This window comes from uncultured Victivallis sp., from assembly GCA_944389935.1.
GTDB lineage: Bacteria > Verrucomicrobiota > Lentisphaeria > Victivallales > Victivallaceae > Victivallis.
This window is the reverse complement of sequence record CALXOE010000053.1, coordinates 1-23,953: the sequence shown is the minus strand read 5'-3', so window position 1 is coordinate 23,953 and position 23,953 is coordinate 1. Positions and strand designations below refer to the sequence as shown.

21 protein-coding genes are annotated in these 23,953 nt (G+C 61.2%); 5 read left to right on the top strand and 16 right to left on the bottom strand.

Features of this window, described 5'->3' with window-relative positions:
* The first annotated feature begins 240 nt into the window (after positions 1 to 240).
* Positions 241 to 1,419: a Gfo/Idh/MocA family oxidoreductase gene (locus Q0J85_RS13440; protein ID WP_294482578.1), complete on the top strand. Its 1,179-nt coding sequence runs from the start codon at positions 241 to 243 to the stop codon at positions 1,417 to 1,419.
* Positions 1,420 to 1,482: 63 nt separating this feature from the next.
* Positions 1,483 to 2,475, top strand: a complete 993-nt coding sequence (locus tag Q0J85_RS13435; protein ID WP_294482577.1) for a Gfo/Idh/MocA family oxidoreductase — start codon at positions 1,483 to 1,485, stop codon at positions 2,473 to 2,475.
* A gap of 42 nt (positions 2,476 to 2,517) precedes the next feature.
* Here the strand turns inward: Q0J85_RS13435 and Q0J85_RS13430 are convergent, their stop codons facing one another.
* The 11 genes from Q0J85_RS13430 to Q0J85_RS13380 form a co-directional block, all read right to left on the bottom strand.
* Positions 2,518 to 3,522 carry a GntR family transcriptional regulator gene (locus Q0J85_RS13430; RefSeq protein WP_294482576.1) on the bottom strand — a complete coding sequence of 335 codons (1,005 nt, stop codon included), beginning with the start codon at positions 3,520 to 3,522 and terminating at the stop codon, positions 2,518 to 2,520.
* Complete coding sequence (gene hrpA, locus Q0J85_RS13425; RefSeq protein WP_294482575.1) at positions 3,522 to 7,229, bottom strand: ATP-dependent RNA helicase HrpA; 3,708 nt, start codon at positions 7,227 to 7,229, stop codon at positions 3,522 to 3,524. Before hrpA ends, Q0J85_RS13430 begins: the two co-directional genes overlap by 1 nt.
* Complete coding sequence (locus Q0J85_RS13420) at positions 7,226 to 8,440, bottom strand: sugar MFS transporter (RefSeq protein WP_294482573.1); 1,215 nt, start codon at positions 8,438 to 8,440, stop codon at positions 7,226 to 7,228. Before Q0J85_RS13420 ends, hrpA begins: the two co-directional genes overlap by 4 nt.
* A gap of 16 nt (positions 8,441 to 8,456) precedes the next feature.
* On the bottom strand, positions 8,457 to 9,044 hold the full coding sequence (hisB, locus tag Q0J85_RS13415; protein ID WP_367274663.1) for an imidazoleglycerol-phosphate dehydratase HisB: 588 nt from the start codon (positions 9,042 to 9,044) through the stop codon (positions 8,457 to 8,459).
* Between the two features lie 109 nt (positions 9,045 to 9,153).
* Positions 9,154 to 10,917: a PPC domain-containing protein gene (locus tag Q0J85_RS13410; RefSeq protein ID WP_294482571.1), complete on the bottom strand. Its 1,764-nt coding sequence runs from the start codon at positions 10,915 to 10,917 to the stop codon at positions 9,154 to 9,156.
* Positions 10,918 to 12,246: a DUF1501 domain-containing protein gene (locus tag Q0J85_RS13405; RefSeq protein WP_294482569.1), complete on the bottom strand. Its 1,329-nt coding sequence runs from the start codon at positions 12,244 to 12,246 to the stop codon at positions 10,918 to 10,920.
* A gap of 14 nt (positions 12,247 to 12,260) precedes the next feature.
* Entirely contained in the window at positions 12,261 to 13,754 is a 1,494-nt protein-coding gene (locus Q0J85_RS13400) for a DUF1553 domain-containing protein (RefSeq protein ID WP_294482568.1), read from the bottom strand.
* A gap of 3 nt (positions 13,755 to 13,757) precedes the next feature.
* Positions 13,758 to 14,852: a Rid family hydrolase gene (locus Q0J85_RS13395; RefSeq protein ID WP_294482565.1), complete on the bottom strand. Its 1,095-nt coding sequence runs from the start codon at positions 14,850 to 14,852 to the stop codon at positions 13,758 to 13,760.
* Positions 14,853 to 14,865: 13 nt separating this feature from the next.
* Positions 14,866 to 15,438 carry a hypothetical protein gene (locus Q0J85_RS13390; RefSeq protein ID WP_294482563.1) on the bottom strand — a complete coding sequence of 191 codons (573 nt, stop codon included), beginning with the start codon at positions 15,436 to 15,438 and terminating at the stop codon, positions 14,866 to 14,868.
* 10 nt (positions 15,439 to 15,448) lie between these two features.
* Positions 15,449 to 15,874: a hypothetical protein gene (locus tag Q0J85_RS13385; RefSeq protein WP_294482562.1), complete on the bottom strand. Its 426-nt coding sequence runs from the start codon at positions 15,872 to 15,874 to the stop codon at positions 15,449 to 15,451.
* Positions 15,871 to 16,416 carry a sigma-70 family RNA polymerase sigma factor gene (locus tag Q0J85_RS13380; RefSeq protein WP_294482561.1) on the bottom strand — a complete coding sequence of 182 codons (546 nt, stop codon included), beginning with the start codon at positions 16,414 to 16,416 and terminating at the stop codon, positions 15,871 to 15,873. Before Q0J85_RS13380 ends, Q0J85_RS13385 begins: the two co-directional genes overlap by 4 nt.
* 233 nt (positions 16,417 to 16,649) lie before the next feature.
* Between Q0J85_RS13380 and Q0J85_RS13375 the strand changes: the two genes are divergently transcribed.
* Both Q0J85_RS13375 and Q0J85_RS13370 read left to right on the top strand, forming a co-directional pair.
* A complete protein-coding gene (locus tag Q0J85_RS13375; RefSeq protein ID WP_294482560.1) occupies positions 16,650 to 17,039 on the top strand; it encodes an NINE protein in 390 nt (129 codons plus the stop codon).
* A complete protein-coding gene (locus Q0J85_RS13370; protein ID WP_294482559.1) occupies positions 17,017 to 17,415 on the top strand; it encodes a DUF2752 domain-containing protein in 399 nt (132 codons plus the stop codon). The genes Q0J85_RS13375 and Q0J85_RS13370 overlap by 23 nt, the downstream gene beginning before the upstream one ends.
* Before the next feature lie 24 nt (positions 17,416 to 17,439).
* Here Q0J85_RS13370 and Q0J85_RS13365 read toward each other — a convergent pair whose 3' ends face one another.
* Entirely contained in the window at positions 17,440 to 17,814 is a 375-nt protein-coding gene (locus Q0J85_RS13365) for a DUF2752 domain-containing protein (RefSeq protein WP_294482557.1), read from the bottom strand.
* Positions 17,811 to 18,227, bottom strand: coding sequence for an NINE protein (locus Q0J85_RS13360; protein WP_294482555.1), 417 nt, complete (start codon positions 18,225 to 18,227; stop codon positions 17,811 to 17,813). The genes Q0J85_RS13365 and Q0J85_RS13360 overlap by 4 nt, the downstream gene beginning before the upstream one ends.
* A gap of 579 nt (positions 18,228 to 18,806) precedes the next feature.
* Here Q0J85_RS13360 and Q0J85_RS13355 point away from each other — a divergent pair.
* Positions 18,807 to 20,051, top strand: a complete 1,245-nt coding sequence (locus Q0J85_RS13355) for an exo-alpha-sialidase (RefSeq protein ID WP_294482553.1) — start codon at positions 18,807 to 18,809, stop codon at positions 20,049 to 20,051.
* A 51-nt stretch (positions 20,052 to 20,102) separates the two neighbouring features.
* Here Q0J85_RS13355 and Q0J85_RS13350 read toward each other — a convergent pair whose 3' ends face one another.
* The 3 genes from Q0J85_RS13350 to Q0J85_RS13340 form a co-directional block, all read right to left on the bottom strand.
* Positions 20,103 to 22,205 carry a glycoside hydrolase family 3 N-terminal domain-containing protein gene (locus Q0J85_RS13350; protein WP_294482551.1) on the bottom strand — a complete coding sequence of 701 codons (2,103 nt, stop codon included), beginning with the start codon at positions 22,203 to 22,205 and terminating at the stop codon, positions 20,103 to 20,105.
* A 57-nt stretch (positions 22,206 to 22,262) separates the two neighbouring features.
* Positions 22,263 to 22,868, bottom strand: coding sequence for an alcohol dehydrogenase catalytic domain-containing protein (locus tag Q0J85_RS13345; protein ID WP_294482548.1), 606 nt, complete (start codon positions 22,866 to 22,868; stop codon positions 22,263 to 22,265).
* Positions 22,869 to 23,091: 223 nt separating this feature from the next.
* On the bottom strand, positions 23,092 to 23,739 hold the full coding sequence (locus Q0J85_RS13340; RefSeq protein ID WP_367274662.1) for a type II secretion system protein: 648 nt from the start codon (positions 23,737 to 23,739) through the stop codon (positions 23,092 to 23,094).
* Between the last annotated feature and the right edge of the window lie 214 nt (positions 23,740 to 23,953).

Genomic DNA, 23,953 nt, shown 5'->3' with positions numbered 1-23,953 from the left:
AACGGCCCGAAATTTGATTTTTTGCCGTTTTTTGTGAAAAAGTCTGGATTAGTGCGCCGAAACGGTTTTGACGCACGGAAAAACAAGTGATTAACACGAGAGAGCCAATACTTTTGAAATTGGCTCTTTCGTGAAAAAAATCATTTCCGCCGTTTGCAAATGCTTGCAATCTGGCGAAGCTGCGGTATAATAATAAGAACGGGTTATCCCTGTTTCAACGCCTACGAAAGGATTTTCAGAATGGCAACCAAAGCGGCAGCAGCGAAGAAGGCGCCGGCGAAAGCTCCGGCGAAAGCCCCGGCCAAAAAGGCGCCGGCGAAGAAGGCAACAGTCAAAATGGCGGCGGAAGCCCCGAAAAAACTCCGGGTTGCAATCATCGGATGCGGCGGTATCAGCCATACCCACATGGCCGCCTACAAATCGATTCCGGAGGTTGAACTGGTCGGTTTCTGCGATATTCTGCCCGAGCGGCTGAAAGAGTATCAGGAAAAATACGGCGTGAAGCCGGAACAGTGCTTTGAGAAGTGGGATGACCTTTTCAAAGTGATCAAGCCGGATGCGGTCGACATCTGCACGCCGAACGGCGTTCACTGTCCGGCGGCTGTCGCCGCTGCGAACGCGGGATGCCACGTCATGGTCGAGAAGCCGATGGCGATGAGCCCGGAGGAGTGCGAGACGATGATTGCCGCCGCGAAAAAGAACAATGTTCTGCTCGCGGTCGGATTCCAGCACCGCTACAACTCCAAGACCGATTTTCTGGTCAAGGCGCGTGACGAGGGCAAGTTCGGCAAACTGATGTTCGTGAAGTGCCAGGCGCTGCGCCGCCGCGGCATTCCGAACTGGGGTGTGTTCGGCCGCAAGGAGCTGCAGGGCGGCGGCCCGATGATCGATATCGGCGTGCATGTGGTCGAGATGGCGCACTATTTCATGGGATCGCCGAAACCGGTTGCCGCGACGGGCAACTGCTGGACCTACCTCGGCGACAAACCGAGCGACGTCATGAGCATGTGGCCGAACTGGGACTACAAGACCTACACGGTCGAGGACCTCGCGATCGGGCACATCCGGTTCGACAACGGCATGATCATGCAGATCGAGTCGTCGTTTGCGGCGCACATCGACAAGGACGAGTGGAAGTTCGTGGCGATGGGCGAAAAGGGCGGCTGCGACTGGGATCCGCTGCAGATCTTCACCGACGACGCGGGCGCGATGGTTCACATCAAGCCGGATTACGTCGCTCCCGACTGGGGCAAGGACTGGACCTATCTCTTTGTCCGCAAGCTGCAGAACTGGGTCGATGGCATTCTCAAGGGAACGCCGCTGCGCGCCTCCGGCGAGGAGGGGCTCGCGATCCAGAAGATTCTCGACGGCATCTACCGTTCCGCGGCGGCGGGCGGCAAGGAAGTGCCGATCAAGTGATGATCGATTGATCCGAATTCAATCCCGGTTTCGTACCGGGATTTTTTTTCAGGAGGAAGTCCGATGAAAAGAATTGGAGTCGCCGGGGTTGCGCACATTCACATGCCGAATTTCGCGACGCGGCTGAAAGCGCGTCCGGGCGTGGAAGTCGTCGCGGTATGGGATCCGGAGCCGGTGCGGGCGGAGAAATATGCGGGAGAACTCGGCTGCAAGGTCGTTTCCCGGGTTGAAGATCTCTGGAAAGAGGCGGACGCTGAAGCCGTTGTCGTCTGCTCCGAGACGAACCGTCACAAGGAGATCGTCCTCGCCGCGGCTGCTGCCGGGATGGATCTCTTCGTCGAAAAGCCGCTCGGATTTTCTGCGGCGGACGCGATTGAGATGGCTGCCGCGATCGAGCGGGCCGGAGTGGTGTTTCAGACGGGTTACTTCATGCGGGGAGCGTCGGTCCACCGGGAGCTCAAGCGCCTGGTGGACGGGGGCGTGTTCGGAACCGTTACGCGCGTCCGGCATGTGAACTGCCACAGTGGTTCGCTCGGCGGCTGGTTCGACACGGATTTCCGCTGGATGGCGGATCCGGCGGTGGCCGGGTGCGGTGCGTTCGGCGACCTCGGAACCCATTCGCTCGATATTTTAATGTGGCTCTTCGGCAAGCCGGAATCGGTGACTGCCGACATTTCCGTTGTGACGGGGCGTTACGGTGAGACGTGCGACGAGACCGGAACGGCGCTTTTGAAGTTCCCCGGCGGTGCGGTCGGAACGCTCTGCGGCGGCTGGGTCGACGTCATGAATCCGGTGACCTGCGAAGTCAGCGGCTCCGAGGGGTTTGCGTATATCCGGAACGGCGAGCTTTTTGTGAAGTCCGATCGGCTCGGCACGGACGGGAGCGCGCCGTGGAGCGAACTGCCGGAGGCGCTGCCGCATGCGTTTGAGCTGTTCCTTGACGCGCTCGAGGGGCGGGACGTCCCGCTCGTGTCCGCGTCGGAAGCGGCGCAGCGCAACGTCGTCATGGAGGCGCTCTACCGGGCGGCCCGGACGCACACCTGGGTTTCGCTGTAACTGCGGCATTTCTGTCGGGGCGTCTGCCGTGAGGCGGGCGCCCTAATGTGTTTCATAGAGTTCCGGCAGCAGATAGATGCGCCGCCCGGCACTGCCCGGGCGGGCGAGACGGCGCAGACACTCCTCGGCCGCGGCGATGCCGGCCTGCCGCAGGTTGATGGCGATGGTCGGCATTTCCCGGCAGGGACGGTTCGCGAAGAGCGGATTGCCTTCCCCGCAGAGAACGGGGGTATCGCTGCCGAGTTCCCTGCCGGTGGCGGCGTGACAGGCTTCCGCTGCGGCAAGGGCGGTTCCGCCGCAGGTGAAGTAGATGCCATAGGCCGGATCGGGCGGGACCATTGCGTCATCGGGCACCTCGCCGAGTTCGCCGAATGATTTCCAGGCGTCGCGGAAGAGTTGTTCGCGCACGCGGTGGACGGGGCGGTCATGTCCGACCGGAATGACCTTGTTCACCCCTCTTTCCCGGAAGAATTCCACGGCCAGTTCGGTTGCCCGGAACGGATCGAGTTCCAGCAGCGAGAAGAGCCCGCCGCAGGAGTTGTGCATGGAGAGTCCGACCACCACTGCGGGCGGCCGCGGCGTACGGAGGATTCCGTCGTATCCTCCGAGCAGGATCACGCCGTCATAATCGGCGGCGATCGCCTCGAGCCGGGCGTCGCTCATCTCGCTGAAAGCGGTGGGGACCGGGGTGACTTCGATTCCGAGTTCATCCGCCGCGTCGAGGATGCCGTTGACGGCGATTCCGGTGCAGGTGTGCATGACATTCGGCCCGAATGTGGCGGCGACGGCGGCGATCCGCCAGCGTCCTGCCGGGCGGCGCCGTTTCTCCGCAACATAGGTGCCGGCTCCGTGCGAAAAGTTCAACAACCCCTTGTCGACCAGAACCTTGACGCTGCGGCGTGCGGTGTTCATCGAGACGTTGTACCGCTCCATGAGTTGACGCAGAGACGGGATTTTTCCGCCGGGAGCGTAGGTCCCGCAGATGATGCCCGCTTCAAGGTCGCGGATGAGCGGGATGGTTTTTCCGGAGGCGGGAGTCGGTTTCATCAGAAGCGCAGCTCCTCCCAGGCCGGTTCGAGTTTCTTGAGAGGCGCGCGGATTGCGGGAGAAATCTCGGGGGCGAACACCGCGAGGCGGCACTCTTCGGTCAGCAGCCAGAACGTCTCAAGTTCGGGCTTGTCGGTGATCTCTTCGACGCTGTCGGCGGCGAGGTAGAAGCGGTCGAGATACGCTTCGATCGTCTCGAGTTTCGCTTCATCGCGCGCGGGGGCCGATGCGATGCGTTCCGCCCGCAGTTTGGCGCCGCGCAGATAGCGGCTGTAGCGCTCGAACACCGCCGGACTGCGCAGAAAGCGAGGGCGGAAGAGGAAGTTGAGCTGCCGTTTCAGATCCGTACAACTTGTTCCGGCGCGCGATTTGCATTTGTCCATGAGGTCGCGCACCTGACGGTAAACGGGGTAGAGGGTTTCGAGCTGTTTGAGCAGCCGGGTTTCGGCTTCGCCGGTCTCCTGTTTCGCGCGCTCGGCGGCGATGCCGAACGTGAGTTCGTCTCGGATCTCCCACGGTTCTTCTCCGAACGCCTCGAGGATCGCGGCGTCGAGCAGATCGTCTGCCCAGTCGCGGTAGTTCAGGAACCACGAGAGGTCGACTTCGCGTGAGACGCGGGCGGTTCGTTTCAGGAACTTGAGCTGATTCGCATTTTCGAGTTTGAAGAGCCGCAGGAGCCCGCGGCGATGGTTCAGCTTCGCCTCGGACTCCTTGAGGAAGACCGCGCGGCCGACTTTCCCGTCCTCGTCACAGAGCGCCGGGAACGCGGTTTTGCCGTTCGCATTCGGCAGTTCGATTTCGCGGGGGAGGGGCTCGACGCCGGGCCAGCTGTCGCCCGGGCGGACGGTCAACTTCCCCGCGGCGGTGACGGCGGCGCTGAGGCGGGAGCCGTGGCGGAAACTCTCCGGAAGCGACTCATGGAGCTTGACCGCCCTGCCGTTCGCATCGACTTCGAGAAGTTTCATGCGCAGATACGCCGGGAGCCGGGAGTCGTCGAAATCGCCCGGCGCGACCGGTTCGCCGGTCGTCTCGCGCAGGAACTCCGCGAGCGCGTCGACGAGCGGCTGTTCCCGGAAGATCTGTCCCGCGTCGAGTGCTTCGAGGAACCGGTCGACGGTTTCCGCGATCGGACTGGCTTTCTGGCGGATCGGTTTCGGCAGCGAGCGGATGAGAAGTTCGGTTTTTTCGCCGAGCCAGCCCGGAACGAGATAATCGAGCGCCCAGCCCGGCAGCAGATTCATGCGGTCGGAGGGGGAGACCAGACTGATCCCGTCGTCGGGTTCGCCGGGGGCGAAGCGGTAGACGACTTTGAATTTCTGGCCGGAAAAGGTCAGCGCATCGGGGTAATCCTCCTCGCGCCAGGAGATGAACTGCTCCTGCATCGCGTCGGCGCGGGAGATGCTGTAATCCTGCGGGTCATGTTTGATCGACTCTTTGAGCGACCGTGTCGAGTTGATCTCCTGCGGCAGGAGGAGGAGATAGTGATCCGCAACAGCGCCGGGGTCGAGAACCGTGCCGGGACGGCGGAGTTTCTCCTCCATCCGCTCGAGTGAACGCAGCACTTCGACGTGTTTCTCGACCCAGGTTCCGGGGAGATTCAGTTCGCCGGTCGCGAGCGCTTCGCGGATGAATACTTCACGCGCTTCGGCCGGATGGCTTTTCGCGTAGTGGACGCGCCGCCCGTTGTGGATCAGCAGGCCGCCGAACGTGAGCCGCTCCCGTGCGTAGACGAAGCCGGAGATGGAATCCCATTTCGGCTGGTCGTAGATTTTCGAGCAGAGGTGCGGCGCTGCGACTTCGAGATATTCGGGTTTGATCTCGGCGTTCTGGCGCGCAAAGAGGCGGCTCGTTTCGACGAGCGCGAACGAGAGCAGCCACGCCGGGACCGGTTTCTTTTTCGCGAGGCCGGAGCCGGGGAAGATCAGGAACTTGCGCCCGCCCGTCCCGAGAAAATACTGCTCTTCCGGAACGTAATGCGCGATGTTGCGCGGAATCCCGGCGAGGATCGACTCATGAAGCGTATCGTAAGGGGTGTTTTCGATCTCTTTCGGGAGTTCGGCGTGACTCCACTTCAGTTCCGCCGCACTTTCCGCGAGGTCTGAAACGAGGTTGCGCCACTCGAGCATGCGGTTGAAGTTGTAGAAATTCTTCCGGCAGAAAAGCCGCATCTGGCGGTTGCTGCCGCACTCCCGCACGACGGCGTTCCAGAGGTTCAGGATCGAGAGGAAGTCCGACTTCGGGTCGCGGAAGCGGCGGTGCGCCTCGTCGGCCGCCTGCTGTTTTTCGAGCGGCCGCTCCTGCGGATCCTGGATTGAGAGAAACGCCGTGATGACCAGCAGCTCCGGCAGCACGCGGCGCGCCTCCGCGAACGAGAGCATTTTGCCGAGATGCGGGTCGATCGGCAGAGCGGCGAGTTTCCACCCCTCCCGGGTCAGCCGTCCGGCCGGGTCGAGTGCGCGCAGATCCTCGAGCGTCCGCAACCCCTCACGCACGGCCGCGGGCGGGGGCGGATTGATGAAAGGAAACCGGTCGATGCGCGGCAGCCGCAGCGAAGCCATCTGCAGAATCACCCCCGCGAGTCCGGTGCGCTTGATCTCCGGATCGGTGAACGGTGCCGAACGCCGGAGGTCGTCCTCGCTGTAAAGGTGGATGCAGACGCCGTCGGCGATACGGCCGCAGCGGCCGCGCCTCTGGCGGGCGCTCGCCTGGCTGATCGTTTCGATGTGGAGCTCCTCGATCCGGCTGCGCGGATTGAACCGCTTGATGCGCGCGAGGCCCGAGTCGACCACAAAGCGGATACGTGGAATCGTCACGCTGGTTTCGGCCACATTCGTCGCGAGGATGATGCGGCGCATATTGCCGGGATTGAACACTTTCTGCTGGTCGGCCGCGGCGAGCCGCCCGTAGAGCGGCAGCACTTCGGTGTTGCGGTAATTCCGGCCGGTGAGCAGGTCGGTCGCGTCGCGGATCTCGCGTTCCCCCGGCAGAAACACGAGGATGTCGCCGCGCGGATCAAGTTCCCCCGCGAACTCCACGGCCCGCCCGATCGCGCCGGAGAGATCCTCATCCTCACCGGGCGGCAGATAGAGATCTTCGACCGGGAACGTCCGCCCCTCGATCGACAGCACCGGCGCATGGAAGAACTCCGCGAAACTCTCCACATCGAGTGTCGCGGACGAGATCGCGATTTTGAGGTCGGGTCGGTACGGCAGCAGATTCTTCAGGTAGCCGAGGATGAAGTCGATGTTCAGCGAACGCTCATGCGCCTCGTCGATGATGAGCACTTCGTACTGTTTCAGATTGCGGTCGTTGCGGGTCTCGGCCAGCAGGATGCCGTCGGTCATGAATTTCAGCACGGTCGAACGCTGCGTGCGGTCGTCGAACCGCACCTGATAACCGACTTCATTTCCGGTATCGCAGCCGAGTTCCCGCGCGGCGCGGCGGGCCATCGCGGTTGCGGCGAGGCGGCGCGGCTGAGTGCAGCCGATCCGGCCGGTGCGGCCGTAGCCGAGCGCGAGCGCGATCTTCGGGAGCTGGGTCGTCTTGCCGCTGCCGGTATCTCCCGCGACGATGATGACCTGATTGCTGCGCCACGCCTCCTTGATTTCGTCGACATGGCGGCTGATCGGGAGCTCTTCCGGGAATTCGATCCGGAGTTTTTCGCAGCTCTTGATCAGCTCCCGCCGCGGTTGGGGAGGCGTTTTCATGGCGCGAGTTTCTTTCCGCGGTGGCAGAGGGCGTCAATGAGGATCAGCAATCCGAGCCCGGCATAGCAGATCGGCACAAGATAGAACGAGGTGCGCAGTCCGACCTGGTCTCCCACATAACCCATGAACCAGGAGAAGAAGCCACACCCCGGCACTCCCGCGCAGGAGAGCAGAATGTAGATCATCGTCGCATCGGAATCTTTCAGGCGGTCGACGCAGTAGCTCTGGATGCTCGGCCAGAACGGGCCGGTCGCGATTCCGAGGAAGAAAAGCAGCACGAAGAGAATCCAGACATTCGCGAGGAACGGCGGGAAGAGTCCGAGGAGCGTCCCTGCGAGCGCGGCAAGCAATACGAGATGCAGCAGATGATTCTGCCTTACGAACATACCGGAACCAAGGCGTCCGGCGATCATCCCGCCCGCGAAGATAGCTGTTCCCAGTCCTCCCATCCATGCGTTTGCGCCGTAGTCGAGCCGGATGAAACTCGTGACCCAGAACGTCAGACAGTATTCTCCGCCGCCGGCGAGGAACATCGCCGCGAAAAAGAGCCAGAACCGGCCGATCCCCATCACATTGACGGCGTGACCGAACACGGTCTTGAACGGAATTTGCGGTTGCGGCGGAATCTTTGCCCGTGATCTGGACGGCAGCAGATAGAGGAGCGCCGGGATCAATGCGAAAAGCGAGCACCCGGTGAGAATCCACCGCCAGCTCACGTCCCACGCCAGAAGCGCACCCGTCACAAGGACGGTCACGACCACGCCGATCGACCAGAACGAGTGCGTGAAGTTGATATACCGTCCCGGTTCATCCGGGTGGAGATCCTGAATGACCGGCGTGGCGAGCCCCTCGACCACCCCTTCGCCGAGTCCCGCGACTGCAATCGCAGCGAAGAGCATCAGATACGCGGGAGACCATGCCGCAAGCAGGATTCCGAGGCTCATGAAGAGCATCGCGACGCCGAGCGAGCGGAATTTTCCGAACCACCCTGCCGAGAAGCCGCAGAAGAGCATCGCCGCGACCATCGGAATGCTGCGGCCGAGCTGGAGCGCGCCGCCTGCGCCTTTCCCCCCTTCCTCGAGCGGAAAGTTCAGATCCCTCGCGAGTGCGACCAGCACCACCGGCACGATGACCGAGCAGGCCGCATAGGAGCCGAAACAGAAGAAGTTCGCGAAATCATAACGGCCGAAACGCATTTTATGAGCGTGCATGGGAGCCTCGCACTGGTCAGAGAGAACCTTTGGTCGAGAGTACGCCCTTGACCCGCGGGTCGAGCGAGACGGCCTGATCGAGCGCTTTCGCGAACGCCTTGAAGATCGCTTCCGCGACGTGGTGCACCTCTTCGCCCGCAAGTTTCTTCACATGCAGATTCATCCCGGCCCGGTTCACGAGCGCCTGGAAGAATTCGCAGAAGAGCCGAACATCGAGGTCGCGGATCATCTGCGCCGGGAAGTCGACGTCCCACACGAGGCACGGCCGCCCGGAGAGGTCGAGCGCGACGAGTGCGAGCGTCTCATCCATCGGCAGAATGCAGCTGCCGTAGCGGCGGATTCCGGCCTTGTCGCCGAGCGCCTCGGCGAGCGCCTGCCCGAGCACGAGTCCGAGGTCCTCCATCGTGTGATGGTAATCGACTTCGATGTCTCCTTTCGCCCGGACTTCCAGATCGAAGAAGCCATGTTTGGCAAAGAGTTCGAGCATGTGATTCATGAACGGGATGCCGGTGTCAATCGAGCTCTTTCCGGTGCCGTCGAGTTCGAGCGCGACCGTGATGTCGGTTTCCCGCGTCGTGCGTGTGATTTCGCTTTTCCGCATGATGATTTCCGCCTGATCGTTTCAGAAGTTGTAACCCTGTGAATGCTTCATTAATATAGCGCGACAAGCCGGGTTTACAACGCACTCTCCGGAAAAAAACGCAATCCCGCCGTCACTTCGGACGCTTTTTCCCGCCCGCCGCGCCGCCGACCGTGCCGAGGTAGAACTCCCTTGCCGGCAGCAGATGGGTGTAGGCGAACGCCTGGATGAATTCATCACAGGGGATGACCGGTTTCCGGAGCTCTTTTCCGTCGACCCGCCCCGCCGCGTAAATCACCGCCGGAATCGGCTTCAAGCTCTTTGCTCCGGTGTTCCGCACGGTCAACGTGAATTCGTTCTGTCCCGCGGGAATGGTGACCTCCCCCTCGAGCCGGAGGGTGTCGCTTGAGAGTGTGACGGCGCCGTCGAATCCATCCTGTCGAACCACATACAGCTTCCATTTCCCCGATTCGTTGCGGCGGAGATTCAGCATCGACTTTGCCGCGTATACCTGAAAACCGGGCAGCGGCGGCCCGATCCGCATGAGATACCGGTACGACTCTCCGCCCGCTCCGGTGAGGTCGCGCAGTTCGATTTTGTATACGCCGTCGGCAGGAGCTGCGAACGAGAGGTACGGATCGACCTGCTGAAGACACTCGCCGATATTCAGGTCGGAGGGGGAGTCGTCAGCTTCGGCGACCACGGCGCCGTCCGGTCCGGTCACGCGGAGTACGCCGTCGAGCGGAGAGCCGAAGCGGCGCGCGGCCGCGTCGATCACGATCCGTTCCCCCGCACGCGCCTGAAATCGGAATTGCGCCCGCGCGCCGGGAGCGGCGAGCGTTCCGGCGATGAGCTGCGGTTTCCCGATGTCCAGAATCTGTTCCGCAACCCGGTCCGCTTCGAGGCGCGGCAGTTCCGGAAACGGCTCTTCCCCGAACCGGTACGGAATTTCCCGCGGTTCGACGGTGACGCGGTAGACGAAGTCCTCGCGCCCCCGGTGGAGATTGTCGCGCACCTCAAGCAGATATTCGCCGTCCGCATCGGCGCGGAAACGCAGCACCGGATCGGGATTGAACTCCTCATCGTCGGCGAAAGCCGCCTCGCTGCCGTCGGGGCGGAGCAGCCGCAGCACCGGCTGGAAATGCCCCGGCACGGCGTCGCCGATGAATGGCTGGAGTTTCCGGCCGACGAGCGTCATCGTGTAGAATTTCCCCGCCTCGAGACGGAGCCGGAAGCGATCGGTTTCCCCCGGCATGATCTGCCCGTCCAGTACGGCGGGGAAACGGGTCACGAGCGGGGTCGGCGGTTTCGGGCGGCCGGGCCGCACGTAGAGCGGTTCCGGCGTGTGTGGCGCGCGGTCGACGTAGAAGAGTTTCGGCGCGCTGATGCCGTTTCTCCCCCAGAGTCTGAATTCGCGCGCGCCGGGCTCGGCATCGGCGGCCACACTGATTTCGACGATCGCCATCTGTCGCAGTGACGGCGTGGCCTGCAGCGCGTTGCGCCGGACGCACAGATCGCGGGTCACGATGGTGCGTTCGAGAAGATCGAGTTGATCGAGTTTTTCCCACCAGAGATTTTTCCGCCAGGAGTCGGTTTTTTCCGGATGTTCCGGCGCGGTCCGGTTGCCTGTTTCGATACGGGCGAGCCATTCGAGCAGATATTTCCGCTGCGTCGCGTCGGGAGCGGGAAAGGAGGGTACCGCGGTGATGCTGCGGATCGAGACTCCGCCGCCCGGAACGATCCCGTCCCGGATACCCTGCAGATTCTGGCCGCCGACCAGAACCCGCACGGTCGTGCCGGCCTGCGCCCCGGCGGGATAGAGATAGCCGATATAGGGATCCGCCGCCGCGAGGGACGCCGGAAGCAGCAGGAGGAACAGCAGGTTTCCGATTTTCATTTACGCGCGCTCCCGGTAGATTTCCCGCAGCCGCCCGGCTTCGGACTCCGGCGGCAGAACGGTGGTTTCCAGCCCGATCGGATTCGGCAGCGGCCCGTCCGGATCGATGCCGCACAGTTCATAGATGCTGCCGAGCATATCCTGCGGCGCGACCGGCCGCGAGACGACCTTTTCCGCGAATTCGTCCGAAGCCCCGACGACCTTTCCGCCCGCGAATCCGCCCCCCGCCACGAGCGAGGAGAAGCATTTGCAGTAGTGGTTGCGCCCGCCGTTCCACGGAGCCTCCCAGTCGACTTTCGGGGTGCGGCCGAATTCGCCGGTCCACCAGATGATCGTCGAATCGAGCAGCCCTTTTTCGTGCAGGTCGGTGATGAGCGCGGTCGTTGCGCGATCCATTTCGGCGGCTTTGGTTTTCATCGTTTCAAAATGGCGTTTGTGCGTATCCCACCCCTGGGCGTTGATCGTGATGTACGGCACGCCCGCTTCCACGAGCCGGCGCGCGACGAGGCAGGATTGTCCGAGGGTCGTGCGCCCGTAGCGGTCACGCATCTCCGGCGTTTCGAGCGAGAGGTCGAACACTTTCGCCGCATCCCCCTCGATGACCCTGCGCGCCTTTTCTCCGGCCGTGTCGAATGCTTTGAGCACGGGGTCGGCAGGGGCGCTGCGCCCGAACGTATCGAGCCGCTCAAGCAGGGAAAAACGGGCCGCAAGCTCTTCCGGCGACAGTCCCCCCGGCGGTACGATTCCGTCCACGATGAACTTCGCCGCCGCCGGATTCCCGCCGGTCACGAGCGGGCTGTACCGTTCGTTCAGGAAACCGACTTCGGAGAATCTCCCTTTCGGCACGGTCAGAATCACATACGGCGGCAATTCTCCCCGGTACTCTTTCGATTTGAACATCGCGATGACCGCGCCGATCGCGGGATAGACCCTGCCGCCGCCGGGACTGCGCCCGGTCTGCATGAGGTAAGTCGCGGTCTCATGCCCCGGGTATGGGTGAGTCATTGAGCGGATGAGTGAATACTTGTCCGCGTGTTTCGCGAGCAGCGGGAAGAATTCGCTGATCTCGATGCCGGGCACGTTGGTCGGGATCGCTTTGAATCCGCCGTTGTAATCGTGCGGCGCATCGGGTTTCGGATCGAACGTCTCGAGTTGACTGGGACCGCCCCAGACCCAGATTTCGATGACCGATTTCGCCCGGGCGCGCGGCGGCTTTTTCGCTGCGGCGGGCTCCGCTGCGGCGGCGAAGAACGGCCGTCCGGCAAGGTATGCGATCGCCCCGCAGGCCGCGCAGCCTCCGAGGGTTTTCAGAAATTCACGTCGGTTCATGGCTCGTCTCTTTCTCAGTGCTGATGCAGAAATTCTTTGGAGTTCAATAAGATCCAGCTCAGATCCTGCAGAAAACGCCATTTTTTCTTCGAGCGTTCACTGTCGAGCCAGATCGTCGTCAACTCTCTGCCGGTCGGCGGGCGCGAGTAGAAGAGCCAGTAGAGTTCCTCCACTCTGGACGGGAGCGGCAGAGATTTCAAATCTTCGCGCTGTGCGAGTTTCCCGAGTTTCCGGTAGAGTTCGCCGGAGTTGAAGAGCTGCAGCCGCTGCTTGTCGGTGATGAGGTCGCTGCGTTCGGAGAGTTTTCCCGAATCGCGCGCGGGCCGCCCGAAGAGAATCAGAAACGAGCTCGAGATCGAACCGTCCGCGAGCGTGACGGTGCGCGCATCGGCGGGAATGAATGTGAACGGTTCCGGAATCACGCTCGAATAATCGCCCGGCGCCCCGGTCAGATCGCGAATCGCATCGTCGAGCACCTCCGCCGGAAGCCGTCGGATCGCGAACGCCGCAAAATGGCGACCGGCAAGCGCATCCCCGTTGCCGGAGGCCGCGCGGCAGGCGGCGGATTCCGCGATCGTCCGGCAGAGGAGCCGGAAATCGTAACCGGATTCCCGGAACTCCCGCGCGAGCAGTTCGAGCAGCTCCGGATTGACTGGTAAATTGTCCGGGCGCAGATCGTCCGCCTCGTGCACGATGCCGCGTCCGAAAAAACGGAACCAGATCCGGTTCACGAGCGCCCGGGCGAAATCGGGATGCGACAGCACGGCATCGGCCGCCGCCGTTCGCGGATCGGAGTTGTCGGGAGTTTCACGCCAGTAGACGATCTCTTCTTTCCACTCTTTTGTGCTTTTGAATGCGACCGGCTCGAAAAGCGCGATGAATTTCTCCCGCTCCGGGGTCGGCCATTTCTCGAGCCGGGAGCCGAGGAACGTCAGCGCGACGACCCCCGCGATTCCCCGCGGTGTCCGATCCGCAGTCGCCCGAAAGAAATTCGCCTCGGGAACGCGGAAGTTGCTCCCCGCCGATGTCAGGAGCGCCCGGGCGAACCGGTCATACGGCTCGTTCTCTTTCAGGAAACGGCGGATTCTCCGCTGATAGCCGTAGACCGCATTCGGCCAGAGATTGATTGGAAATTCGGATTTGACCCGCAGCGTATCGCTCCACAGCATGGTCCAGTAATCCACGAAGTTGTCGGAGTCGAGCAGCGTTCCGACCAGGGCCTCGTATTTGTCCGGCGCGGTGGAATTGACATAGGCGCGCGCTTCGTCCGGGGTCGGCAGCCGGCCCGCCAGCGCAAGATGGAGCCGCCGGACCAGCACGCTGTCCGACGCCTCGCACGGAACGGCAATCCCGTTCCGCTTCCAGTCGGCCGCCAGCGCCCGGTCGACCTCCGAGCGGATCGCGACCGGCGTCGGTTTCCGGAAGAGAAACGTCTCTTCTCCGGCCGCCGCCCGGACGATCCCGGCAAGGATGAGAAGCGAAACGACAAGTATCTTTTGTGAATTCATGTTTTACTCGAACCTTTTGAATGCGGGATTCCCGTTTGCATTTACCGCGATGGCATCCATTTCGACGAGCCATCCCGGGCGGCAGACCGAACCTTTCACCATGATTCTGGCCGTTTCGTCCGGGATGCGGTCGCAAAGAACCGCTTCGACCGCGGCCGCGTCCGCCGGATCCCGCAGATAAACCACCGCCTGTTTCAGATCGGCGAGGGAGCCGCCGTGATTTCGGAGCAGTGCTTCGACGTTTTCGATGAGTCGCCGCGTCTGTTTCTCCACATCCCGCGGGTGAACGATGCCGCCGTTTCTGTCGATGCTGGCCGTTCCGGAGATGCAGCAGCAGGAGCGGTCGCCGTAGACGATCCGCGTTCCGCGTTCAAACGTCACGGCATAAACATGCGTCGGCGATAGATGATCGAGCGCCTGCATATACTCGATCTGTTCCGGCACATGGCCGAAGAGCGCAAAGGAGTCCATGCGTACCAGCCGGGAATGCGGATCGGACATCCCCTCGATGCCGGTGCTGGCGATGTAGTGGGTGTTCTCCGTCAGTCCGTACTTCCGGAAGAGCTCTCTCCGGGCGGAGACCAGATCGGCGTAGTTGTTGTCGATGTCGCGGCAGTAGATCCAGGTGCGTTGAAGGTTTTCCGCTACGGTTCCTCCGTATCGGGCGAGAAGCCGTTCGGCCGTTTCAAACTCCTCCCGCATCTGCGGACCGCTCCCGCGCGCGGTGAGTGTCCCGGTGCGGAAGAAGAGCTGACGATAATGTTTCAGGCGGAGTTCGGTTCCGTTTTCCAGGCGGATCGTTTCCGGCCCGGGGGAGAGATGATAGGCCTCCAGTGCGATGCGCGCATTTCCGACGGGCGGCTGCCCGACCAGAGCCGCATCGGCGTCGCCGGAGAGCTCCCGGAGTTCCTGAGCCTGATTCGCGATGTCGCTCAGGTGAAATCGGCACCAGACCGGAACGGTCCCGGCGGCGGCTTCGCGGTAGCGGGCGAGCAGCTCTTCCGCTTCTTCGCGGAAACTCCGCCCCGGAACGGAACTCATCGCGTAGAAAAACTCGGAAACGCCTCCGGGAACGGAGAATGTGGATTGTATCGCCATGGGGGACCCTATCTCACTTTTTCCGGTTCTTGCCGGGCTGTTTCGGCTGTCTGGGGCGGGTCATGCGCTCAAGCTGGGCGTCGATGGCGCTGTCGGCATTCTCCACACGTTTCTGATATGCCTGCCGGACTTCCGCCAGGCGCTGCTCCTGAAGCCGCAGCCGGTTTCCGATCTCCTGAGAGGTGCGGTTGTACTGTTCGGCGAGCTGTTCGCGGAGTTTCGCGCGCAGTTCGGCCTTTCTGGTCTCGTCTTTCTCCTGACGGAACAGGCGGGCGGTCTCCCGGATCGTTTCGGCGAGCTGCATTTTCCGGAGTTTCTCCCTGCCGAGCCGGTCGAGAATGGCCGTCTTTGCCGCTTCGGGATCGGTGCGGCAGAGTTCAACCAGCTTCGCCCGCTCCTCCCCGTTCAGGGAGAAGATCATCTCCGCGGCGGCGGAAGTGAGCTGCTTCTGGTCGGCCAGCACCTCCCGCAGGAGACGGTGCGGAATCTGGGTCGGCCGTTGCTCTCCCCCCTCCGCGGCGGGAAGCAGAAGCGGTGTGGTCGCCAGAGTGCAGAACAGCAGCGTGCGGATTACGACATTCATCATTCAGTCCTTTCTATTTTGTTGCGAGAAATTCTTCCATTTTCCCGAGTTCCGTCCCGATGTCGGATATCCTTGCGAGCAGGGCGGAGCCGTCCCATTCGGAATCCGCAACCGCCGGCGGAACGTCGCCTCCTGTCGGCGCCGAGCCGGAAAAATCAAGCGATGCCGCCAGCGCCGCTGCTGCCGCCGCTCCACCCGTCCAGCCCAGAATCCGACGCAGTTCGCGGCTGCGTCGAAACCGTCTGCCGTTGCGGCAATGAGTCAGCACTTCCCGATCGAGTTCCGCGGGGACGCCCGGGGCGCCGGGATCCTCCGCCGCGAGGAGCGCGAGCAGCTCCCGGCGACAAACCGGACAGACCAGACAGTGCTCGACGCTCTCCCGGTCGAGAGTCCCGCCCGATTCCCGGATGTGGCGGAGCGTATTTCGGCATTGATTCATCTTTCCCCCCTGAATGGTTCGAGAATCCGTTTCAACTTTTTCTTCGCATACTGCATGCGCATGATCGCGGTCGGGACGGCGCATCGCTGTTCGGTTGCAATCACGCGGAACGAGATCTTCTCATGGCGCATGCGGAAGACCGCGAGCTGCTCCGGTGCGAGTTCGGTGAGCGCCTCCTCGAGTTTCCGCTGCAGCTCTTTTTCCGCAAGTTCGTGCCACGGCTCGTCCGGGACCGGCCGGTCGGCATCGGCATTGGCGCATTCGATTCCGCCGCGACGACGATTCCGTCGGAATGTGTCGATCGCGAGGTTGTGCGCAATGCGGAACAGCCATGGCCCGAACCGGCCGTCCGCCCGGAATCCGGGCAGCGCCGAACAGACCTTGATCCAGCTCTGCTGAAAAACGTCGTCCGCGTCGGCAGGGCGGAGCATATTCCGCAGATAGCCGTAGAGCGGCTGCCGATACCGTTCGTAAAGCCGTTCAAATGCGGCATCCGATCCGTCCAGAAAGGAGTCGATCAGCTCTTTGTCACTTTCATCCACTTTTCCGTCACCGCGATTCGTTTGCCGTTTTTCATAGACTATAACGCCGGAAAAGCGGATTTATAATATGGCATCGTGATTTTTTTCGTGTTTTTTGAAAATGCCGATTTTCTCCGAAAACCGGGACAGGATCGAAAAACAAAGTTGAAAAAAATTTTTACGGTGATATATTTTTTCGTAAGAAAGCCGTTGTTGGCAAAAATATTTGCATTTGCTCGAAAAGGAGAGGAAATATGTCGTTCTTTTTTCAGTGTCCCTATTGCAGTACGAAACTGGAAATTCGCGATGATTACAACGGCTCCGAAATCGTCTGCCAGAACTGCGGATGGAGAGGTACGGTTCCCCGTCCGGTGACTTCCGGCGCCCAGCCCGGGGTCGCTCCGGCGCAGAATCCGGCCGTTGTCCCGTCGGATAAATCCCTGACCGCCTACATTCTGCTCGGAATTTTTCTGGGCAGCCTCGGCATTCACGATTTTTATGCGGGGTATACGACCAACGGCATCATCAAGCTGCTGATCACATTCCTGACCTGCTCGTTCGGCGGAGTGATCTCCGCCATCTGGGCGATCGTGGATGTCTGCACGGTTCGGAAAGATGCGAATGGGCGTCCTTTCGTTTCGTGACCGGCTGCGGCCTCGCCATTGGATGACGATCGGGATTCTGCTCGGCGGCGCGGTGCTGGTGTGCATCCTGTTTTTCAACGATCCGGAGGCGGCGTCCTGGTATCCGCCGTGCGTGTTTCACAAATCCACGGGGCTGTATTGTTTCGGCTGCGGCGACACCCGGGCGCTCTACCATCTGATTCATGGGGATATTCCGGGCAGTCTGCGCAAAAATCTCCTGCTGATTCCGGCCTGTTTGTTTCTGTTCTGCGCCCTTGTCAAGCCGCAGTGGCTGAATCGTCCGGCGGTGCTTTATGTAGCGGCCTGCGTCATCGTCGTATTTACCGTGCTCCGGAACCTCCCGTGGGAGCCGTTCTGTCTGCTGGCGCCCCGTTGACTCCGGAGTGGTCGGTCCCGCCGATCAGCGGGGGGCGAGATAGCTGAGCGGCTCGAGCGGAATGTTCCGGGCGATCAGATAAAACAGATAGACTCCCATGATCCCGTAATATTCCCGGGGTTTTATCATGGCGATGCCTTTTCTTATCACTGCCAGAAACAGCAGCACGGAGGGTATGAGCAGAATGTTGGCGGAGAGACTTCCGGCCACATCCCCGTGCAGCAGCCGATAAACCGCCCGGGTCGAACCGCAGCCGGGGCAGTATAAATGCGTGATCAGGTGAAAGATACAGGGCGGAAACCAGAACCAGTCCGGCCCTTTCGCGTACAGAAGAACCAAAATGATGACGGCAGCTGCCGCCACCGTCACCATAATCACGTACCAACTGAATTTTCTCATTGCAGAGGCCGGCCGGCCGCATCGCATTTCATCGTGAAAATGTCGATCCAGCAGCCGATCGCGGCGATGATGCCCGTGATGCAGCAGCAGGGAGGAATCACCCAGCATACCAGAGTGGCGATCGCCCGGGAACGATAACCCGCATAGAAGTTGTGGACTCCGAACCCGCCAAGGAACAGCGCCAGGAGGATGTAGACCATCCGGCTCTTGGTCGGCCCGGCTGCCAATGCCTCGATTTCCGGGGTTCTCGGAGGAAGCTGCGCCGGCTTGAGCAGAGCCTTGATATTCTCAAGCAATTCCTTGAAATCGAATTTTTTTGCCGCCGGGGCGGTTGTGTCTGTCGCGGATGCTCCGCATTTAGGGCAGGTCGTCGCGTTTTCGGGAATTTCGCTTCCACACTTCTTGCAGTTCATGGTTTCTCCTGATGGTAAAAGTTTGTTGTTGTCAGGGATTGCGATCAAACGAAACTCGTACCGGAAAAAGAAAATACCGGATGATCCCGCACTTCCGACGGAATTTTTTCCGTATCATTTTTCTTTTCCGGATACAGAGAACGCCTCTTTAACAGAAACATCTCCAGATAAATAACATAACTCATTTCTGCAGCCGGAGGAGGAAGTTTCACCGTCCAGCCGACTTCAGAAAGATCTCCTGATAAAAATTTTCATTCAGTTGGAAACAACCTGCTGCATTCATGCAATACTTCTTACTATAACTGCAAAACAAAATAAATCAAGTTCTTTACATCTGTTTTTTATGATATTTGCAAATGCGATCGCAGAGAGGTGATATCGGCCGCTCTCTTTGGATTGAAAAGTCGGAAAGGGATTTTTTTCAGAAAATCCGGAAACCTCCTTGAAAAATCGACTTCCCCGGTTATGATATGACTCTGTACCGGATTCCGGATGCAGACGGAACCCGCAGTTGCATTGATTCTTCGGGATATTTCACTGTTTGACCATGGAGATTCAGAGATGAGCGGAAACGACAAAATGGAGCTTTTTCGCACACGGCCCGATTACATCATCTACATTCCGGACGGCCGGGGAATCGAGGGGCTCCCGAACAGCGCCAACGAGCATTTCCTCGTATTTCGGCGCGGAGATGGAACTCTGGCAGCAATATGGACGCAGTCTGGATTCGAGGGGGAGTACAATCAGCATATCGTGTTTTCCGGTTCCGACCATCGCGGCCGGGTCTGGACTCCGCCCCGGATCATCGCCGGGAGACACCCCGATCCGGAGACCGGTCGGGGCATGTGCAGCTGGGGATTCCCGCTGGTCAGTCGGTCCGGACGCATCTACGTTCTGTACAGCAGGCACATGGGCGTAAACGACATCTTTACGCACACCACCGGGATTTTACATGGAATCTTCAGCGATGACGGCGGAGAAACCTGGAGCCGGGAAACGGCTGTTCCGCTGCCGCGCACCATCTGGGATCACCCCGATCCCGCTGTCCCGACGAACTGTATCACGTGGCAGAAACCGCTCCGGTTCGGGGACGGACGGTATCTGGCGGGAGTCACGCGATGGGTCAGCCCATCCCGTTATCCGGCTCCGGCGGCAGAGGGCTGGTTCAACAGCGACAGTGTGGTCGATTTCCTCCGGTTCGAGAACATCGATGACGATCCGGAGTGTGCGCAGCTGAACGTCACGCTGCTCACGCCGGACGAGCGGTCGCTGCAGTATCCGATCTCCGGGCAACCGGAACGTTCCCTGATCCAGGAGCCGAGCTTGATCGAATTACCGGATGGACGGCTGATGGCCGTGATGCGTTCGGTTTGCGGTCACCCGCTCTACGCGCTGAGCAGCGATTGCGGGGAACATTGGAGCCGTCCGGAAATCCTGACCTACGGCGACGGCCTCCCGGCGATGGAACATCCGCTCAGCCCCTGTCCCTGCTACCGGTTGAACGAGACGGAATACCTCTTTTTCTTTCACAATCATGGAGCCGGTTTCGGCCCGTGGCAAAACCATGATGGCCGTGCGAGACGTCCGGTTTACCTGGCGCTGGGGAGGTTTGCCCCGACGGGCCGCCAACCGCTCACGTTCTCCGCTCCGATCTCGTTCATGGACAACGACAATATCGAACTCAACCATCGCAGCGACCTCGCGCTCTACTCAAGTTTCGAGGAGGTTGACGGCCGTCCGGTTCTCTTTTATCCGGACCGCAAGCATTTTCTGCTCGGCCGGATCATCCGGCCGGAACTCCTGGAGGGGGCGGTTTTCCCTTAGGAGAGGAGGGGGGCCGCCGCTCTTCTCTCCGGAACGGCGGCGCATGCCGCCTCAGCGGCAGTCGAAATGCAGCGTGAGTCCCCCCGCGGAGAGAACGAACTCCCCCGCTTCAAAGATGCGTTCTCCGTTCGGATCGGTGTAGGCCAGATCCCGCATTTTGTCGAGTTCAAAGCGGGCGATCCCGCTCTCCCCCGGAGCGAGATCAAGCTGCCGGAATGCGATCAGACGGCGGACCGGCTGGGTCAGTTCCGCTTCCGGATCGGAGAGGTAGAGAAACACGGTCTCCGTCCCGCGCCGTTCCCCTGAATTGGTAACTTTTACGCCGGCAACGAGTTCATTTGTCAGGGTCAGGTCTGAATACGTGAACCTGGTGTAGCTCAGCCCATAGCCGAACGGATACATCGGCGACTCTTCGAGATCGTGGTAATAGCCCTGATCAGGCCGTGCGCGGCGATGTTCGTTGTAGTAGATCGGAATCTGCCCCATGCTGCGCGGAAACGTCATTGCCAGCCGCCCGCTCGGATTGCATGCGCCGGTCAGCAGATCGAAACAGGCGCGGGCGGCCTCGTGACCGCCCTGCCAGAGATGCAGAATCGCATTTGCACACGGTTCGAGTTCCGGGTAGAGGATCGGCCGTCCCGCGGTCACGAGCAGTACGATCGGCTTGCCGAGAGCGGCGAGCCTGCGCAGGAGCAGCCTCTGCACCGCGGGCAGGGCGATGTCTGAACGCGAACAGTTTTCGCCGGAACGGTTCCACTCTTCCCCGAGGGCAACGAGGATGATGTCGGCTTTGTGCGCCGCCTCGACTGCGGAATCGATCCCGTCATCCCCGGCACTCTCGAAACCGCATCCCGGGGCGGTGACGATCCGGCTGTGCGGGAAGTATTCCCCGATCACGTCGGCGAGCGTCGGCACGGTGGCGGGATCGACATTGCCTCTCCAGTTCCCGACGAGCGCGGCGGCATCGGCCGCGACCGGCCCGATGAGTGCGATCGACCCGATGGAATCCGGGTTGAGCGGCAGAAGATCGTTTTCGTTCTTGAGCAGCACGGCGCATTGTTGAGCCGCTTTTCGGGCGGTTTCGCGGAATGCGGGCAGGAGCGCGGTCGCCTCGAGCGGGCGCTCTTCGGTGTACGGGTGCTCGAAGAGTCCAAGGCGGAACTTGACGCGCAGGACACGGCGGACGGCTTCGTCTACAATCGCCGCGTCGAGCCGCCCGGAGCGAACCAGTCCGGGCAGGAGTTTGAAGCATTCACTGACCATTTCCATATCATTGCCGGCGCTGAGACAACGGATGGCGATTTTTTCCGGATCTGCGGAAAATCCCTGCGCCTTGAGCTGCCGGAAACTGTCCCAGTCCGAGACGACAAAACCGGAAAACCCCCACCGGTTGCGCAGGATCTCCGTCATGAGATAGCGGTTCACAACCGCAGGCGTCCCGGTCACGTCGTTGAATGAACTCATCAACGTGAGAGCTCCCTCGTCGACTCCCGCATGGAACGACGGCAGGTAGATCTCATGCAGTTTCCGCGCGGAGATGTCGCTGTAGGAGTAATCGCGCCCGCCCTCGCTGGCGGCATATCCGGCGAAATGCTTCAGGCAGGCCGCGATCGCGTCGGGCGCAGAGGGATCGGCAGTCTGGTAGCCGCGCACAGAGGCGCGGGCGAAAACCCCGGATGCATACGGGTCTTCTCCGAAACTCTCCATGACCCGTCCCCAGCGCGGATCGTTCGGGATATCGACCATCGGGGCGAAAGTCCAGTCGATTCCCTCGGCGGAACACTCTTTCGCCGCGATGCGGCAGCCGGCCTCGACGGTTTCCGGATTCCACGTGCACGCCTGTGCGAGCGGAACCGGAAAACCTGTGCGCCAGCCGTGGATCACGTCCATTCCCCAGATGATCGGAATTCCGAGCCGGGTCTCTTCCACTGCGTGCCGCTGAAATTCATTGCGCTTGTGCACGCCTCCGAAGTAGGAGAGAATCGAGCCGATGGTCGGGCGGAATTCCCCGCCGTCGCCGACATTGTTCGGATTCACATCCGGCCCGATGGTTGTCTGGAGCAGCTGGTCGCATTTCTCTTCCAGCGTCATCCGCGCGAGGAGGTCTTTGACGCGCTCTTCCACGGCGAGCGCCGGATTGAGGTAAGGGATCATATCGTGTTCCGATCTGGGTTTCAATGAATGTTGATTGTTTATCGCGGACGTGAACTTTCAGCGGCAATGACCGCCATGCCGGCTTTCGCCGCAGTGACCGTGTCCGTAACTGCGATTGCGGGTGTCGCCGCGGATGGAATCATGACAGTACAGTCGCGGACAGTCTGTCATTTTCCCGCACAGACGCGGGAAAAGGTCTCCGGTCTCCCGGTCGGAAAGAGCAACGACACAATGACGCGAAACGACGACCCGGTTACGGCATCCCTCCGGGTGACGGTCGCATCCGACCTCGCAGACCCGGCCTGAGTATCGACATGCCTCCGGACGCCCCGCCAGGCAGTCGGCGCATTCTCCGCACGGGGCTGTCCAGCCGCAGAAGCCGACGCGATCGCCGACCCGGAGCCCGCTCACATTTTTCCCCGTCGAGACGACCCGTCCTACGATCTCCTGCACCCCGTGCCGGTTCCCATGTCGGTGTGTATCGCGACAGAAACGGGTCTGCAGCACTTCGATCTGGAGATCATCGTTTCCGACGGCGGCTTCCGCCGCTCTGGCCGAGGTGAACACCGTTCCGAAATCATTCTTTCCCGCCGCCGCTGCCGCAAGTAACACTCCGGTGACAGCGATGACGACAACAGGAATCAGCAGATATTTCTTTTTCATGACGAAACCTCCCTGCCGGTTTTGGCCGGCCTCATGATTCATTCCATTAATGTACCATGCAAAACCTCGGAAATCAAGGAGATTCCCCGTTCGCGCGAATCGCTCCGGCGCAGTCCGCGGAACGCTGCATTTGAATTTCCGCCGTACCGATGAGACCGGTCCGTTCCCGGAGTGACTGCTCCATGCGGCCGCCCGCATTCCGGCAGTTGACTCCCGGATGAAACTACTCTTTTACTGTGTTGGAAGGATCCGGGGTCCAGCTGTCCCCGAGCCAGCCGGAAAAACGATCCGTATAGTAAGTGACCTTGTCGAAATCGTATCTTTTGAGTTTTTCGACATGCCCATCGGCAAATGCCACGGCAAAACCCCCGTGCCGTTCGTTCTTCGGCATGCTGTTCTGCGAATAGTTGTCCTGATCGGAATCGTCATCCAGAAACAGATCCGTATCACTCTCCTCCACCAGAATGATGTTGGAGATTCCCGTGACCGCATTCTCCAGACGACTCATATGCCACGACGCCCGCGCGCCGCCGGCTTTGCATCTCGGCTCGTGCGCGTTGAACGAATAGGAGAACTCCCGCCTCACATCCGTGGCGCATTTGAAGATGTTTTTCTGCGCGCCTGCCGTGAGACGCAGAAGATTCGCCCAGCCCGGATTCCCGGTTTCGTCCTCTCCCTCCCACGGCGCATTGACCCCCGGCTGCGGATACCATTGACGGTTGCTGTCCGCATACATGAGCAAATAGCTGCCGATCTGTTTGAGATTGTTCACACAGCGAGTCGCCTGTGCCGCATCCCGCGCCCGGTTTAACGCCGGCAGCAACATCCCCGCCAGAATCGCGATGATCGCAATCACCACAAGGAGCTCTATGAGCGTAAATGCCGCCTTTCTCGTCGCAGAGCCGTGGGCTTTGACCGTTGCTGGGTCGTGGGCGGCAGGGGGCGTGTCCGCCGCCCCCCGCACCCCCTGCGTCCGGCAGGGTACCTCGTTGGGGAGCGTTGCGTGGCCGTGGGAGGCAGGGGGCGTGTCCGCCGCCCCCCGCACCCCCTGCGTCCGGCAAGGTGCCGGTGCCGCGTACGGGTCG

Coding starts and splice junctions, on each gene's coding strand:
- Q0J85_RS13440 (WP_294482578.1), top strand. CDS start 241: ATGGCAACCAAAGCGGCAGCAGCGAAGAAGGCGCCGGCGAAAGCTCCG.
- Q0J85_RS13395 (WP_294482565.1), bottom strand. CDS start 14,852: ATGGCGATACAATCCACATTCTCCGTTCCCGGAGGCGTTTCCGAGTTT.
- Q0J85_RS13420 (WP_294482573.1), bottom strand. CDS start 8,440: ATGCACGCTCATAAAATGCGTTTCGGCCGTTATGATTTCGCGAACTTC.
- Q0J85_RS13435 (WP_294482577.1), top strand. CDS start 1,483: ATGAAAAGAATTGGAGTCGCCGGGGTTGCGCACATTCACATGCCGAAT.
- Q0J85_RS13360 (WP_294482555.1), bottom strand. CDS start 18,227: ATGAACTGCAAGAAGTGTGGAAGCGAAATTCCCGAAAACGCGACGACC.
- Q0J85_RS13390 (WP_294482563.1), bottom strand. CDS start 15,438: ATGATGAATGTCGTAATCCGCACGCTGCTGTTCTGCACTCTGGCGACC.
- Q0J85_RS13410 (WP_294482571.1), bottom strand. CDS start 10,917: ATGAAAATCGGAAACCTGCTGTTCCTCCTGCTGCTTCCGGCGTCCCTC.
- Q0J85_RS13385 (WP_294482562.1), bottom strand. CDS start 15,874: ATGAATCAATGCCGAAATACGCTCCGCCACATCCGGGAATCGGGCGGG.
- Q0J85_RS13370 (WP_294482559.1), top strand. CDS start 17,017: ATGGGCGTCCTTTCGTTTCGTGACCGGCTGCGGCCTCGCCATTGGATG.
- Q0J85_RS13400 (WP_294482568.1), bottom strand. CDS start 13,754: ATGAATTCACAAAAGATACTTGTCGTTTCGCTTCTCATCCTTGCCGGG.
- Q0J85_RS13355 (WP_294482553.1), top strand. CDS start 18,807: ATGGAGCTTTTTCGCACACGGCCCGATTACATCATCTACATTCCGGAC.
- hrpA (WP_294482575.1), bottom strand. CDS start 7,229: ATGAAAACGCCTCCCCAACCGCGGCGGGAGCTGATCAAGAGCTGCGAA.
- Q0J85_RS13350 (WP_294482551.1), bottom strand. CDS start 22,205: ATGATCCCTTACCTCAATCCGGCGCTCGCCGTGGAAGAGCGCGTCAAA.
- Q0J85_RS13365 (WP_294482557.1), bottom strand. CDS start 17,814: ATGAGAAAATTCAGTTGGTACGTGATTATGGTGACGGTGGCGGCAGCT.
- Q0J85_RS13345 (WP_294482548.1), bottom strand. CDS start 22,868: ATGAAAAAGAAATATCTGCTGATTCCTGTTGTCGTCATCGCTGTCACC.
- Q0J85_RS13405 (WP_294482569.1), bottom strand. CDS start 12,246: ATGAACCGACGTGAATTTCTGAAAACCCTCGGAGGCTGCGCGGCCTGC.
- Q0J85_RS13430 (WP_294482576.1), bottom strand. CDS start 3,522: ATGAAACCGACTCCCGCCTCCGGAAAAACCATCCCGCTCATCCGCGAC.
- Q0J85_RS13375 (WP_294482560.1), top strand. CDS start 16,650: ATGTCGTTCTTTTTTCAGTGTCCCTATTGCAGTACGAAACTGGAAATT.